Here is a 13,746-nt window from a genome sequence, read left to right as displayed (position 1 = left end):
CCATGACTTCTCCCGCTACACCTCGTCCGGAAGACGAGAACCTCGGCGTCGGCGCAAACCTGGCCTACGGGCTGCAGCATGTGCTGACGATGTATGGTGGCATCGTTGCCGTTCCGCTGATCATCGGCCAGGCGGCAGGCCTCTCCCCCGCCGACGTCGGCCTGCTGATCGCTGCCTCGCTGTTCGCCGGTGGCCTGGCCACCTTGCTGCAGACCTTGGGCATTCCCTTCTTCGGATGCCAGTTGCCGTTGGTGCAGGGCGTGTCCTTCGCCGGCGTGGCGACCATGATCGCGATCATCGGCAACGACGGCCAGGGCGGTCTCGCCGTGGTGTTCGGGGCCGTGATCGCGGCCTCGTTGATCGGCCTTGTAATAACGCCGCTGTTCTCGCGCATCACGAAATTCTTCCCGCCGCTGGTGACGGGCATCGTCATCACCACCATCGGCCTGACCCTGATGCCGGTGACGGCGCGCTGGGCCATGGGCGGCAACAGCCAGGCGGCGGATTTTGGCAGTATGTCCAACATCGCCCTCGCGGCGTTCACCCTGGCCACCGTGCTGCTGCTCAGCAAACTCGGCAGCGCGAGCATTTCGCGGCTGTCGATTCTGCTGGCCATGGTGATCGGCACGCTGGTGGCCCTGGCCTTTGGCATGGCCGACTTTTCACAGGTACTGGAAGGTTCGATCATCGCGCTGCCGCAGGTGCTGCCGCTGGGTGCGCCGCAGTTCCAGGTGGCGGCGATCCTGTCGATGCTGATCGTGATCGTGGTGACCATGGTCGAGACCTCGGCCGACATCCTCGCCGTGGGCGAGATCATCGACACCAAGGTCGACTCCAAACGCCTGGGCAACGGCTTGCGCGCCGATATGGCCTCCAGCGCCCTGGCGCCACTGTTCGGCTCGTTCACCCAAAGCGCCTTCGCGCAGAACGTCGGCCTGGTCGCGGTGACTGGTGTGAAGAGTCGCTATGTGGTGGCCTGTGCAGGGCTGATCCTGGTGACGCTGGGGCTGCTGCCGGTGATGGGCCGGTTGATTGCCGCCGTGCCTACCGCAGTGCTCGGCGGCGCCGGCGTGGTGCTGTTCGGCACGGTCGCGGCCAGTGGTATCCGCACCCTGGCCCAAGTCGACTACCGCAACAACATGAACCTGATCATCGTCGCCACCTCGATCGGTTTCGGCATGATCCCGATTGCCGCGCCTGGGTTCTACCACCACTTCCCGGCCTGGTTCGAAACCATATTCCACTCCGGCATCAGCTCGGCGGCGATCATGGCGATTCTGCTCAACCTGCTGTTCAACCACCTGCGTGCTGGCAACTCCGACCAGCAGTCGGTATTCGTCGCCGCCAGCGAGCGTACGCTGCGCTACCGCGACATCGCCGGGCTGAACGACGGCGATTTCTTCCGCGATGGCAAGTTGTTCGACTGCGACGGCAACGAGGTGCCGGTGCTAGCGGAAGATGACGGCCATGGGGACGTTCCTGCCCCACGCAAGCGACGTCTGGAACAGGCGCACTGAGTGATTGGGGCCGCCTCGCGGCCCATCGCCGGCAAGCCGGCGATGGGTTGCGCAGCAGCCCCCGTGACCGCTTGGCGGTCAGCGCGCTTCAGCGTGAACGACCTTGACCGCCTTGCGCAGGCTCCAGGTACCCCACGCCAAGCCCAGCACGGCAGCGATCACCGACCCCGACAGCACACCCAGCTTGGCCGCGCCCAGAGCGCCCGGGTCAGCAAAGGCCAGGTTGGCGATGAAGATCGACATGGTGAAGCCGATACCCGCCAACAGGCCGATCAGGGTGATGCTGCGCCAGGTCACCCCCGCCGGCAGCGAGCACCAGCCCAGGCGCACCATCAGCCAGCTGACCAGCACGATGCCCAGGGGCTTGCCCGCCACCAGCGCCACCGCCACCGCCACCATCACCCAGTAAGGCCCGCTGGCCGACAGGTCGATCCCCGACAGCCCGACACCGGCATTGGCCAAGGCGAACACCGGCATGATGCCGTAGGCCACCCAGGGGTGCAGGCTGGTTTGCACACGGGTTACCGGCGGCACCAGCTCGCGCTGGGCCAGGCGCAGCTGCTTCAACGGGTCCATCAGGCTGCTGCTATCGCCCTCTGGCGCCTTGGCGCGGCCGAGCAGTTCGTTGGTAACGTTGCTGATGGCCTCCACTGGGCGCTGGCCCAGGGGGATCGAGCGGACCGGGGTCATCAGGCCGAGGATCACACCCGCCAGGGTCGGGTGGGCGCCGGTCATCAGCACGCCCAGCCAGACGATGGCGCCAGGCACCACGTAGGCATAGGCCGAACCGACGCCGATCTTCTGCAGGCCGATGACCAGCAGCAGGCCGACCCCGGCGACCGCGAAGCCGCTGTAGTCCAGTCCGCCGGTGTAGAAGAAGGCGATGATCAGCACGGCGATGATGTCGTCGATGATCGCCAGGGCCAGCAGGAACACCCGCACGTTCGACGGGATCGACTTGCCGAGCAAGGCCAGCACGCCGACCGCGAAGGCAATGTCGGTAGCGGTGGGCACCGCCCAGCCTTGCTGCTCGGCAGGCGCATGACTGAACGCCAGGTAAAACAGCGCGGGCACGGCCACCCCGCCGACCGCCGCCGCCATGGGCAGCGTGGCCTGGCGCAGGCTGGACAGCGCGCCTTCATGGATCTCGCGGCGAATTTCCATGCCGACGACCAGGAAGAAGATGGTCATCAGGCCATCGTTGACCCAGAAGTGCAGGGATTGGGAGAACACCAGCGAGCCGATACCGAAGGTCACGGGTGCATGCCAGAGCGCATCGTAGCTGGCGGCAGCGGGCGAGTTCGCCCAGATCAGCGCTGCCACGGCGGCAATCAGCAGGACGATGCCGCTGACGGCTTCGATGTGCAGGAAGCGCTCGAGGTTGGCGAATGCGCGCTGGGCGATTCGCTGGGCACGGGGCATTACATGTTTTTGCATGGGCGCAAGTACTCCCGCAAGGCGGCCCGACCTGCGTAGTTGTTTAACCTGCTTCACTGCTTCGTGCAGCTAGCACCCGGGCGGCATTCTAGCGGAAAACCTCCCCGCAGTTCTACCAGCGTAGCAGGCGCGGGCCCAATGCCGCCCCCAGCGCGGTGGGCAGCAGCATGCCCAGCAAGTACCACACGCCCCAGAATGGCACCTCCATTTCCGGGCAGTGCAGGCAGTAGGCAAGCGTTGCCGTGGCGCCCGCCAGCAGGCCGCCGGCGGCGCCGGCCTGGCGCAGGCGCGTGGGTGCCAGGCCGCGCAAGGCCCAGAACACGGCGACGAATAGCGGCGCCGAAAGCAGCGTGATATTGAGCGCACAGGTGCGCCAGGTGCGCCCGAAGACCAGCTCGGCACGGGCCTCCACCGGTGCGCCTGCCAGGCTGATGGCGGCACCCAGCCACACCAGCAGCAGCGGTACGCCAAGCAGGCCCCACACGCCCCCCCCTTTCACGCCCGGCCTGGCCAGGCGCTGGGTCAGCCACAACCCGAGCAGCGCCAGGCTGCCGGGCAACGCCAGCTTGGCCCAGAACAACGGCGTGCGCGCCACCTCGGCAAGGTCGCTGCGCACCCCGTAGAGCACCGCGGTCAGCAGCAGCGCGCCGAGCAGGCCGGACAGCAACGCCCGGGTCATCCGACGGGCCAGCGCATGCCGGTCCACCGCACCTTCCCCGCTGGCCAACAGGGCAATCAGTTCATCGGTCTTCATCATCACTACCTCGAATCAGCCGGGCCAAGGCCTTGAGCCCACGGTGAATGCCTACCTTGACCGCCGAGCTGGTCAACCCGGTGATACGTGCGGTTTCCTCCACCGACAAGCCCTCGAGCTTGACGTGGACAATCGGCAGGCGCTGGCGCTCAGGCAATTGCCCCAGCAGTTTGCCCAGGTCCCGGCTGGCCTCGGCGGGTGCTTCATCACTGACTGCGAACAGTTCGCTGTCTTCCTCCAGGTGCTCGTGCCGCGCCTCGCGCTGGCCATAGCGGCGCAGGTAGTCGACCAGCTTGTAGCGGGCAATGGCCTGCACCCAGGCGGTCAGCGGCTGTGGCGGCTGATAGGTGTCACGGGCGTTGTGCACGGCCAGCAGCACCTCCTGCAGCAGGTCTTCGACCTCGGCCGGGCGCTGGGCCAGGCGCCGGCGCAGAAAACCGCGCAGGTGCGGGGCCAGCGCCGCGAGAAATTCCCGGTAAGCCCATGCGTCGCCCGAGAGACCTTGGCGCAACAGCGCTTGCAGGTGCGCCTCGCGCTCGCAAAGCAGATCCTGAGAGTTAGTTCGTTGCATGGCGCGCCAAGGTTACACCCGCGAAGGATTTCTTTTTATCGAACCATAGACGCTGCCGTGAGCGCACCGGGGGATTGTCTTGGCCGCGAAAAAAATATTTTCACTTCGCTGTAACCGCCCAGCCGCTTGCCGCGAACTACTCCATGAGCCGCCGGTAATTCGCCACGGCCCCCACACTCTGGAGACATCACCATGAACAACATCGCCCTCACCGCCGCCGCCCTGGCCCTCGCTTCGCTGGCCGGTGTCGCCGTGGCCGGGAATACCCCAAGCAGCGGTGCCGCCATGGAGAAATGCTACGGCGTCGCCATGGCCGGCAAGAACGACTGCAAGGCCGGCGCCGGCACCACCTGCGCGGGCAGCGCCAAGAAAGACTACGACGGCATGCACTGGAAAAACGTCCCGGCCGGCACCTGCACTTCGATCAAGACCCCTAACGGCATGGGTTCGCTCACCCCGATCAAGTCCTGACGGGAGGCCGTCGACCATGAACCGGAACAACTCCCTGGGCGCCGGGCTCGGCCTCAAGGCCGAGCACCATGACCAGGCCCTGGCGTGTGACGCCGAAGGGCTGTGGTACGAGGTGCACCCGGAAAACTACATGGTCGGCGGGCCGCGCCTGGCCTGGCTGGAGCGCATGGCCGAGCGCCATGCGCTGTCGCTGCACGGCGTGGCGCTGTCGCTGGCAGCCGACGCCGAGCCGGATGCCAGCCACCTGCGCCGCCTGCGCGCGCTGATCGAGCGGGTCAGGCCGGTGCTGGTGTCCGAACACCTGGCCTGGTCCACCTGGCGCGGCCAGTATCACCCCGACCTGCTGCCGTTTCCGCGCAGCAATGAAGCCTTGCAGCGCATCGGCGAGAACATCTTGCGCACCCAGGATGCCCTGGGGCGCAGCATCGCCGTGGAAAACCCCAGCCACTACCTGCACCTCGACGGCCATGACTGGGACGAAATCGACTTTCTCGGCGAGCTGGCACGGCGTACCGGTTGCACGCTGTTGCTGGACGTCAACAACGTGCATGTCAGCGCGCACAACCTGGGCTTCGATGCCGCGGGTTATCTCGACCGTTTCCCGGCCCGGTTCATCAGCGAAGTACACCTTGCCGGGTACAGCGAGGACGACCAGGCGGCCCTGCTGATCGACTCCCACGACGCGGCCATCGCCGAACCGGTCTGGGCGCTGTACCGCCATCTGATCGATCGGATCGGCCCACGCCCGACGCTGATCGAGCGCGACGGCAACCTCCCTGCGTTCGCCGAGCTGCTGGCCGAACGCACCATCGCCCAGGCGACCCTCGCCAGCGCAGGAGCCCTGTCATGAACCTGTCCCTCGGCCAATTCCAGGACGCCTTCGTCGAGGCGTTGTACCAGCGGCCTGCCCCGGCGCTGGCCAGCCTCACCGGGCAAGCGGGCTTCGCGGTCTACCGCAATACCGTGCTGTCCGGCTGTGTCGAGGCGCTGCGCGCCAACTTCCCCAGCATCGAGACACTGGTCGGGCCCGGCTGGATGCACGAGGTCACCTGCGCCTACGCGCAACAAACGCCGCCCGAGGATCCCCGGCTGATCCACTACGGCGCGGCCTTCCCCGATTTCCTGCAAGCGCTGCAGGCCAGCCACGACTTGCCCTACCTGGCCGAGGTCGCGCGCCTGGACGAGTACTGGTGCGAAGCGTTCAGCGCCGAACAAGACCCGTGCCTGTCACTGGCCGAGCTGGCTGGCATGACCGCCAGCGACCTTGCCCGTGGCCACCTGACACCGCGCTGCAGCGTGCGCTGGCAGTGGTTCGACCCGCACCCGGCGTACAGCCTGTGGCGCGTGAGCCGCGAGGGTCTGCCCTGGTCGCCAGAGCAACCCTGGGTGGCCGAAGGCGCCCTGTTGAGCGGCGACAGCGACGGCGTCAGCCACCAGCCCCTGGAGATCGGTGCCTGCACCTTCCTCGACGCCTGCGCGGCAGGCCACTCACTGCAAGTCGCTTCACAGCTCGCCCTGCAACGCCAACCCGACCTGGACTTCAGCGACCTGCTCGGCCGGCTGCTGCAGGCCAAGGCCTTTCGCCCCCTCACATTCGCCTGAAGGTAACGGCCATGGACACGATCCGCTCCAACGCCCCCACCCATACCCTGCGCCAGCGCTGGAACAGCCTGGCCGAGCGCGTGCAAGGCTGGTTGAGCGACAGCGTGCTGTGCCTGGTGGCGCGGCTGGGCATCGCTTCGGTGTTCTTCATGTCCGGCCGCACCAAGGTCGAGGGGCTGCTGAGTATCACGCCCAGCACCTACGACCTGTTCCAGACCGACTACGCCTTGCCGCTGATTTCCCCCTGGCTGGCGGCGCACCTGGCGACCTATGCCGAACACCTGTTTCCGCTGCTGCTGGTGCTTGGTTTGTTCACCCGCCTGTCGGCCCTGGCCTTGCTGGGCATGACCACGGTGATCGAGGTGTTCGTCTACCCCGACGCCTGGCCGACCCACCTGTCCTGGGCCGGGCTGCTCCTGCTGCTGATTGGCCGGGGCGCCGGCGCCCTGTCGCTGGACCGGGTGCTGCGCCTGCGCTGAGCGAGCGCCTGAACATTTGACGACAGACGTGGCCCCTCCTTCTTTTGTGCGCATACTCAAACAGGTCTGCGGGAATGCGCCCATCGAAGGAGTGCGGGATGATCGACCTGGCCGTGAATGCGTTGCGAGCCAACCCGGAAATCGCGGTGTTCCTGGCGATCGGCCTGGGGATCCTGCTGGGCCGGGTGAAGCTGGGCAGCTTTCACCTCGGCTCGGTGGCCGGCGCCCTGCTGATGGGCTTGCTGATCGGCCAGGTCGGCCTTGAGGTGCCCCACGCACTCAAGTCGGTGTTCTTCGCCCTGTTCATCTACGCGGTGGGCTTCAAGAGCGGCCCGGAATTCTTCGGCAGCCTCAACCGTGGCACCCTCAAGCTGGTGCTGCTGTCGGTGGTGCTGTGCGCGACCGCGCTGGCGGTGATCCTGGCGATGAACGCCTTCTACGGCTTCGACGCAGGCTTTACCGCCGGGCTGGGTGCCGGAGCCCTCACCGACACCGCGATCATGGGCACCGCCAGCAGTGCCATCGCCCAGCTGCCGCTGGACGACGCGGCCAAGGCCACCCTCAACAGCCACATGGCGGTGGCCTACGCCATCACCTATGTGTTCGGCACCGTCGGCCTGATCGTCTTCGTCGGCAGCCTGGCGCCACGCCTGCTCGGCGTCGACCTGCGCGCCAGTGCCCAGGAACTGGAACGCGAACTGGGCATCGAGCGCAACGAGGATGCCATCAGCATCCCCTACACCCGCATCGTGGTGCGCGCCCATCGCCTCGATGCGGACACGGCCATCGGCCTGAGCATTGCCGACATCGAAGCCCTGCACCCTTCTTTGAGCGTCGAGCGCATCACCCGCGGCGGGCAAGCCTTCGACCGCGACCCGACGCTGGTCCTGGCCAACGGCGACATTCTCGGCATCTATGCCCTGCGCGAGGCGGTCAGCGACCTGCACGACTGGATCGGCGCGGAGGTGGATCACCCCGACAGCCTGTCGTTCCCAACCCGCAGCGCAGACATCGTGTTGACCAACCCGCGCCTGGCCGGGCGCACCCTGCACCAGGTGAAAGCGGCGCTGACCGGCGCCGAACGCATGGGCTGCTTCCTCACCGGCATTTCCCGCCAGGGCCTGCCGCTGCCGCTGTTGCCCGAAACGATGCTGCGCCGCGGCGACGTCATCAGCCTCACCGGCCGCGCCGCCAGTGTCGAGGCGCTGGCCGCGCAGGTGGGGCGCATCCGTGAAGCGAGCTACCGTAGCGATATCGCCCTGCACGCCCTGGGGTTGGTGCTGGGCTCGCTGGCCGGCCTGCTGTCGACCCATGTCGGCATGATCCCGGTGGAGCTGGGCATCGGCGGCGGCATCCTGCTGACCGGCTTGCTGATCGGTTGGTACAACTCGCGACACCCCGAGCTCGGCGCCCTGCCCCCGGCGGCGCAATGGGCCTTTTCAGAGTTCGGCCTGACCGCCTTCGGTGCCGTGGTCGGCCTGCTGGCGGGCCCCGCGGCGCTGACGGCGATCAAAGAACAAGGCCTGGACCTGCTGGTCGCTGGCGCCCTGGTGACCCTCATTCCGCCCTTGGTCACGCTGTTCTTCGGGCGCTACATCCTGCGCCTGCATCCGATGATCCTGTTCGGTGCGCTGGCCGGAGCACAAACCGAAGCCGCGTCGATGAACAAGATCATCGAACAGTCCGGCAGCAACACGCCCGTCATCGGCTTTACCGTCTGCTATGCCGTTTCCAATGTACTGCTGGCCGTCTGCGGGCCCATCATCATTGCCTTCGCCTGAGGGCTGAATCGAATTGTCCAGCAATGCCTCGGGAAGCCCGCCAACGAGCCTCCGGGCAAAACTTGCGGGACAAGATGTGTCGTCTAAAGTATCAACGCGAACTGCTGTTATCTGCGTCTTATTCAAACTTGGCCAGATGTCGTGAAATGAAAGCCATGCCTGACCATGGCGGCATTTCAACCCGCTACCCTGCTTGAACCAGGCTTCATTTTTCACGCTGGCAGTTGCCCTCAACGGTACGGCGCTTCAGATCACCAAGGAGCGTGTGATGGAATCGATCCACAGGTTTTGCAAGCGCCAGGGCCACCTTACCGTCTACACGCCGACCCGCCCAGCCCGGTACCTTGCATCATGAGGTTGCAACGCGCTTGTGCGGCGCTCGCCCTGGCCTGCGCGACGGTGGTGCCCGGCACGGGCGCCTGGGCCGGTGGCATCCTTATCTACGAAGCCGGCCAGGAGGGCAACGGCCTGGCCAACGCCGGTTCCGCCGCCCTGGCCAACGACCCCAGCGTGCTAATGAGCAACCCGGCCGGCATCACCCGCCTCAAGGGCACGCAGCTCAGCGCCAACGCCCAGGTGATCCTCGGCGACATCCGCTTCTCGCGCGACAGCAACAACCAGTTCGACGGCAACGAAGGCGGCAACGCGCTGCAGTACCTGCCCGGCACCAGTCTGTTCATCAGCCACCAGATCGATGATCGCGCGGCGATCGGCTTCGGCATGTACGGCAACTTCGGCCTGGCGCTGGACTATGACGATGACTGGGCCGGGCGCTACTTCACCCAGGAAGCCGCAGTGATCGGCGTGTCGATGCAGCCGACGGTGGCCTACAAGTTCACCGATGACCTGTCCATCGGCGTCGGCCCGCGCATCATGCTCGGCTACTACCGCACCGAAATGGCCATCAACAACAACCTGCTGGGCCTGGCCGACCGGCCAGATGGGCAACTGGAATACAAAGACACCGACGTCGGCGTGGGCGTCAACCTCGGCCTGCTCTACCAGCTCACGCCGCGCACCCGCGTGGGCTTGGCCTACACCAGCAAGGTCAAGCTGGAGTTCGAGGACAAGCCGCACCTCAAGGACATCAGCAACCCGCTGCTCAACGTCGCCCTGCGCCGTCTCGACGCGGACAACCTGGAACTCGACCTCAATGTGCCGCAGACCGTGACCTTCAGCGTCGCCCATGAACTGGACGACCAATGGACCCTGCTCGGCAGCCTGAACTGGCAGGACTGGAGCGATTTCGGCGATGTCGGTGTGGAAGTCGACAGCAACGCCGGCGGCACCAGCCGCACCGTCGACCGCCAGTACAAGGACACCTGGCACGCCTCCGTGGGCGCGCAGTACCAGGCCACCCGGCAATGGCGCTGGAGCCTGGGCCTGGGCTATGACAGCTCGGCCGTGGACGACAAGGACCGCACCGTCGACAACCCGATGGGCGAAGCCTGGCGGCTGGCGGCGGGGGTCAACTACCAGGTCGAGGAAGGCTTCGACCTGCACCTGGCCTATACCCTGGTGTGGCTCGGCGACATGGACGTCGAGCAGACCAAGGCGCGCTCCGGCAACACCCTGTCGGGCAGCTACGACAACAGTGCGCTGCACATCCTCGGCGGTGGCGCGACCTGGCGTTTCTGAAGCACCCTGCGCAGCTGCGGGACATCGATCATCGTAAGAAGGAGAAGTTGCATGAACACCAAGTCGTTAGCTGCATCGCTGTGCCTGGCAGCGCTCATGCTGCAAGGCTGCGCTAGCAAGTACGTGGAGTCCGACCAGTACTCGGGCTTCCTCAAGGACTACAGCGTGCTCAAGGAAGACAAGTCGCCCTCGGGCGCGCCTGTGATGCGCTGGATCAAGCCAGGGGTCGATGCCAAGCGCTACAGCAGCGTGTACATCGAACCGAGCCAGCTCTACCCGAAACCGCAACCGACCGAAAAGGTGCCCCAGGCGACCCTGCAGGGCATCACCCAGTACTACGACCAGACCCTCAAGAACCACTTCTCCCAGGTCTTGCCGCTGGCTACCAGCCCTGGCCCACGGGTGCTGGTGGTACGCCCGGCGATCACCGCCGTCAGCGCCAAGACCAAGAGCCTGCGCCCGTATGAAGTCATCCCGATCGCGCTGATTGCCGCCGGTATCAGTACCGCCACCGGTATCCGCGACCAAGACACCAGCATCGCCACGGAAGCTGCGTTCCTCGATGGCGAAACCAACCAGGTAGTGGCCGAAGTGGTGCGCAAAGGTGCCGGCACCGAGCTCGAGAATTCGTCCCAGGTGATGCAGGCCAAGGACGCCAAGGCCGTGCTCGACGGCTGGGCCAAGGACATGGTCAGCTCGTTCCAGTCCCTGAGAAAATAAACCGTCCCACCCCACTGCAGGGCCGAGCCTGCAGTGGGGCGTATCACACATGCTCGGCCTACCGAGGCGCGATTCCATGGACAGCATTCGCGGCAGCGCTCTGCTGCAATTCGACCAACTGCTGGCCGAGCATGGCGCTCAGCAGCAAGACTTCCTGGCGCCGCTGCAGATCGGCCTGGATGTGGTTGGCAACTACGGCAAGACCTTGCCCTACATCAACCTGGTGCAGTTGTTCGAGGGCAGCGCACATGCCCTCAGCCTGCCGCGCTTTGGCCTCGAACTGGCGTTGCGCCAGGGCTCCACCCTGGTCGGCCCATTGCGCCACCTGGCCAACTCGGCGCCTACCATCGGCCATGCGCTGGTGGCGGTGATCCGCTATATGCGTCACTACAGCCCGGCCATTCATTTTCGCCTGGAGCACCGCGCCGGCCAGGGCCTGCTGTATTTCGACAACGGCCTGCCCGGCTCCGAGCAGACGCCGCAGGTCGTCGAGAAATCGATGATGGGCGCCAGGCTGCTGATCGGCGAGCTGCGTGGCACGCCCCTGCGCCCCCGGGCGGTGACCTTCCGCCACCTGGCGCTGGGCGAGGCCACGGGCTATCTGCGTTACTTCGACTGCCCGGTGCTGTTCGACCAGCCGCACAACTGCCTGGTGCTGGCGGCGGACGTCCTGCAGGAGGCCTGCGTGCGACAGGATGCGGCCTTGCATGCCATCGTTCGTCACTACCTGGAAGACCAGGCAGTGCCCTGCGACAGCCTGCGCGCTCAGGTGGAGCGCAAGATCCAGATGCTGCTGCCCAGCCAACGCTGCACCCTGGAGCAAGTGGCCCTGGCCCTGGAGCTGAACCCACGCACGCTGCAGCGGCGCCTGGCCAGCGAAGGCATCGACTTCGAGGATTACCTGGACGGCATGCGCCAGCGCCAGGCGCAGCAGATGCTGCGCAGTACCGGCCTGAGCGTCGGTCAGATCGCGGGTGAGCTGGGGTATCGGCGCACCACCTCGTTCTGCCGCGCCCACCTGCGCTGGTTCGACATGACCCCGCTGGAGCACCGCCGGCAGTACGGCGAACCACAGGTCGCCAACGTCTAGCCCTCTTCGCCGTCCGGCTTCGCGGAAGAATCCCGGGCCGGTGCGGTGAACCATTTTTCCCGCGGCACCCACTTCTCCTGCGCCGGGTCGCCCAGGTAATGCGGCGACATGATCTGCACGCCGTACTCGTTGAACACATCCTGGATATTGGCGTGCAGCAGGCTCAGCAGCTCCGCCCGTGGCCGCGGCTCGCTGGGCACGGCCTGGGCCACCAGGCGGTATTCCGGGTAGAAGTCCGACAGGCCGGTCTGGAATACCTGTGGCCGCGGCTTGGCGAGGATGCCCTCGGTACGCTCGGCAGCCTCCACCAGCATCGCCTCGACCTGGCGCCAGGGCGTGTCGTAGCCGATGGTGACCACGGTATCGACGATGTAGCCCCGGCCCTGGACCACCCGTGAATAGTTGCGCGTCACGGAGCCGGTGATCATCGAGTTGGGCAAGGTCAGCACTTCGCCAAGGCCGGTGCGGATGGTGGTGTTGAACATGCCGACTTCGGTCACCGTGCCTTCGTTGTCGCCCACCCGCACGTACTCGCCCGCCTTCAAGGTGCGCGAGTAGGTGAGGATCAAGCCGGCTGCAGCCTGCCCCACCACGCTGGAAGCGCCCAGTGAGATCATCAGCCCGAGCAGCACCGACAAGCCCTTGAACGCATCGGTGCCAGAGCCTGGCAGGTACGGGTAGGCCATCACCAGGGCGAACAGCCAGATCGCCAGCGAGGTCAGGCGGGTGGTCGGTTGCAGGGTTTCCTCGGTCAGCCACTTGAGCGTGCCAGGGCGGGCCATGCGCTCCAGCATGCGCCGGCTGAAGCCGCTGATGCCGCGGGCGATGAAGAAGATCATCAGCGCCACGGCGATGCCGGGGATGGCCTGCAGGATACCGTGCAACAGGTAGCGCAGCAGGTCGAGCAGGTGCACGTTGAGGCTTTCGCCCCAGGGCCGGGTATAGGGGAACTGCGACAGCACGAAGCTCAGCCACTGGTAGCTCAGCAGGAACACCACCACCCAGTACAACAGGCGCAGCAGGCGATCGGTCAGGTGATACACGTACTGCATGTCGAACAGCGGCAACTGGCCGACGCGAATCTGCTTGGCGCGCTCGCGCATCAACTGCGTCAGCACCCCGCGCAGCTTGCGTCGCCCCCAGTTGGCAGCCTTGATCAGCACCACGAAGATCACGGTGGCCAGGGCCGACCAGCCCACTGCCTTGAGTAGAAAGTGCAGGCTGCGCGCCTCGCCGGATTCTTCCACCACCTGGCGCAGCACCGTGGCGGCCTGCTCGGCGGGCAGGCGCGTGTCACCGCCGTTGATGCCCACATCCTGCGGCGCGACGATGAAAGCGCGGTGGCCACCGAGCAGCACCATATGGCTGTTGACGATCGGGTCGACCGTGACCCGCAACTCGTCAGTGCCGCGCAGGGCTTCCTCGATCACCGCCGCGGCCCGTTGCGCCCGGGCTACCGGGGTTTCCCCGAGCAAGGTGGCATTGAAGGTGAAGATGCTGCGGTTGGCGATGATCAGTTCGGCCGGTTCGGCGGGGATGCCGTCGGTGACGTTGCCGGCCGTGTCACTGCCCTGCCCCACGGTAGGCATCAGGCACAACAGCACCAGCAGCAGACGAAAAACGTGGGTCATTGCACACTCCCTGGGCACTAGGACGAACGGCGTCCCTGTAGTGATAGCACAGGGT

Annotated in this window: 13 protein-coding genes; 9 read left to right on the top strand and 4 right to left on the bottom strand. The window is 66.2% G+C overall.

From position 1 onward, the window contains the following. Nucleotides 1–2: 2 nt before the first annotated feature. The gene (locus ACIPZG_RS09740) at nt 3–1,517 is read left to right on the top strand and encodes a nucleobase:cation symporter-2 family protein (protein ID WP_400712805.1); all 1,515 of its coding nucleotides are present in this window, start codon (nt 3–5) and stop codon (nt 1,515–1,517) included. A gap of 78 nt (nt 1,518–1,595) precedes the next feature. On the opposite strand, the gene nhaA is transcribed toward ACIPZG_RS09740, so the two are convergent. The 3 genes from nhaA to ACIPZG_RS09725 all read right to left on the bottom strand — a co-directional run bounded on the left by nhaA (nt 1,596) and on the right by ACIPZG_RS09725 (nt 4,279). Further along, nucleotides 1,596–2,954 carry a Na+/H+ antiporter NhaA gene (nhaA, locus tag ACIPZG_RS09735; protein WP_400712802.1) on the bottom strand — a complete coding sequence of 453 codons (1,359 nt, stop codon included), beginning with the start codon at nt 2,952–2,954 and terminating at the stop codon, nt 1,596–1,598. A 112-nt stretch (nt 2,955–3,066) separates the two neighbouring features. Then, complete coding sequence (locus tag ACIPZG_RS09730; RefSeq protein ID WP_400712799.1) at nt 3,067–3,708, bottom strand: DUF1109 domain-containing protein; 642 nt, start codon at nt 3,706–3,708, stop codon at nt 3,067–3,069. Further along, nucleotides 3,695–4,279, bottom strand: a complete 585-nt coding sequence (locus tag ACIPZG_RS09725; protein ID WP_400712796.1) for a sigma-70 family RNA polymerase sigma factor — start codon at nt 4,277–4,279, stop codon at nt 3,695–3,697. Before ACIPZG_RS09725 ends, ACIPZG_RS09730 begins: the two co-directional genes overlap by 14 nt. 192 nt (nt 4,280–4,471) lie before the next feature. Here ACIPZG_RS09725 and ACIPZG_RS09720 point away from each other — a divergent pair, with 192 nt between their 5' ends. From ACIPZG_RS09720 to ACIPZG_RS09685, 8 genes are all read left to right on the top strand, one after another. Further along, nucleotides 4,472–4,750 carry a DUF2282 domain-containing protein gene (locus tag ACIPZG_RS09720; RefSeq protein WP_400712793.1) on the top strand — a complete coding sequence of 93 codons (279 nt, stop codon included), beginning with the start codon at nt 4,472–4,474 and terminating at the stop codon, nt 4,748–4,750. A 16-nt stretch (nt 4,751–4,766) separates the two neighbouring features. After that, nucleotides 4,767–5,600: a DUF692 domain-containing protein gene (locus tag ACIPZG_RS09715; RefSeq protein WP_400712790.1), complete on the top strand. Its 834-nt coding sequence runs from the start codon at nt 4,767–4,769 to the stop codon at nt 5,598–5,600. Continuing rightward, entirely contained in the window at nt 5,597–6,352 is a 756-nt protein-coding gene (locus ACIPZG_RS09710; RefSeq protein WP_400712787.1) for a DNA-binding domain-containing protein, read from the top strand. The genes ACIPZG_RS09715 and ACIPZG_RS09710 overlap by 4 nt, the downstream gene beginning before the upstream one ends. Nucleotides 6,353–6,363: 11 nt before the next feature. Further along, entirely contained in the window at nt 6,364–6,831 is a 468-nt protein-coding gene (locus ACIPZG_RS09705) for a DoxX family protein (RefSeq protein ID WP_400712784.1), read from the top strand. 98 nt (nt 6,832–6,929) lie between these two features. After that, nucleotides 6,930–8,612, top strand: a complete 1,683-nt coding sequence (aspT, locus tag ACIPZG_RS09700; RefSeq protein ID WP_400712781.1) for an aspartate-alanine antiporter — start codon at nt 6,930–6,932, stop codon at nt 8,610–8,612. A 351-nt stretch (nt 8,613–8,963) separates the two neighbouring features. Continuing rightward, nucleotides 8,964–10,250, top strand: coding sequence for an OmpP1/FadL family transporter (locus ACIPZG_RS09695; protein ID WP_400712778.1), 1,287 nt, complete (start codon nt 8,964–8,966; stop codon nt 10,248–10,250). A gap of 51 nt (nt 10,251–10,301) precedes the next feature. After that, complete coding sequence (locus tag ACIPZG_RS09690; RefSeq protein ID WP_400712775.1) at nt 10,302–10,970, top strand: DUF3313 domain-containing protein; 669 nt, start codon at nt 10,302–10,304, stop codon at nt 10,968–10,970. Between the two features lie 76 nt (nt 10,971–11,046). Next, nucleotides 11,047–12,060 (top strand): AraC family transcriptional regulator ligand-binding domain-containing protein, encoded by a 1,014-nt coding sequence (locus ACIPZG_RS09685; protein WP_400712772.1) that lies wholly within the window; start codon nt 11,047–11,049, stop codon nt 12,058–12,060. On the opposite strand, the gene ACIPZG_RS09680 is transcribed toward ACIPZG_RS09685, so the two are convergent. Beyond that, the gene (locus ACIPZG_RS09680; protein WP_400712769.1) at nt 12,057–13,691 is read right to left on the bottom strand and encodes a mechanosensitive ion channel family protein; all 1,635 of its coding nucleotides are present in this window, start codon (nt 13,689–13,691) and stop codon (nt 12,057–12,059) included. The two genes, ACIPZG_RS09685 and ACIPZG_RS09680, sit on opposite strands and share 4 nt — an antisense overlap. Nucleotides 13,692–13,746: the final 55 nt, after the last annotated feature.

Origin of the sequence: Pseudomonas sp. NPDC089395, from assembly GCF_044749525.1 — a bacterium.
In the GTDB taxonomy this organism is placed as follows: domain Bacteria; phylum Pseudomonadota; class Gammaproteobacteria; order Pseudomonadales; family Pseudomonadaceae; genus Aquipseudomonas.
Note: the sequence above shows the minus strand (reverse complement) of the source record. Positions and strands in the feature narration are given on the sequence as shown.

Coding starts and splice junctions, on each gene's coding strand:
- ACIPZG_RS09730 (WP_400712799.1), bottom strand. CDS start 3,708: ATGAAGACCGATGAACTGATTGCCCTGTTGGCCAGCGGGGAAGGTGCG.
- ACIPZG_RS09680 (WP_400712769.1), bottom strand. CDS start 13,691: ATGACCCACGTTTTTCGTCTGCTGCTGGTGCTGTTGTGCCTGATGCCT.
- ACIPZG_RS09740 (WP_400712805.1), top strand. CDS start 3: ATGACTTCTCCCGCTACACCTCGTCCGGAAGACGAGAACCTCGGCGTC.
- ACIPZG_RS09685 (WP_400712772.1), top strand. CDS start 11,047: ATGGACAGCATTCGCGGCAGCGCTCTGCTGCAATTCGACCAACTGCTG.
- ACIPZG_RS09695 (WP_400712778.1), top strand. CDS start 8,964: ATGAGGTTGCAACGCGCTTGTGCGGCGCTCGCCCTGGCCTGCGCGACG.
- ACIPZG_RS09710 (WP_400712787.1), top strand. CDS start 5,597: ATGAACCTGTCCCTCGGCCAATTCCAGGACGCCTTCGTCGAGGCGTTG.
- ACIPZG_RS09725 (WP_400712796.1), bottom strand. CDS start 4,279: ATGCAACGAACTAACTCTCAGGATCTGCTTTGCGAGCGCGAGGCGCAC.
- aspT (WP_400712781.1), top strand. CDS start 6,930: ATGATCGACCTGGCCGTGAATGCGTTGCGAGCCAACCCGGAAATCGCG.
- ACIPZG_RS09690 (WP_400712775.1), top strand. CDS start 10,302: ATGAACACCAAGTCGTTAGCTGCATCGCTGTGCCTGGCAGCGCTCATG.
- nhaA (WP_400712802.1), bottom strand. CDS start 2,954: ATGCAAAAACATGTAATGCCCCGTGCCCAGCGAATCGCCCAGCGCGCA.
- ACIPZG_RS09715 (WP_400712790.1), top strand. CDS start 4,767: ATGAACCGGAACAACTCCCTGGGCGCCGGGCTCGGCCTCAAGGCCGAG.
- ACIPZG_RS09720 (WP_400712793.1), top strand. CDS start 4,472: ATGAACAACATCGCCCTCACCGCCGCCGCCCTGGCCCTCGCTTCGCTG.
- ACIPZG_RS09705 (WP_400712784.1), top strand. CDS start 6,364: ATGGACACGATCCGCTCCAACGCCCCCACCCATACCCTGCGCCAGCGC.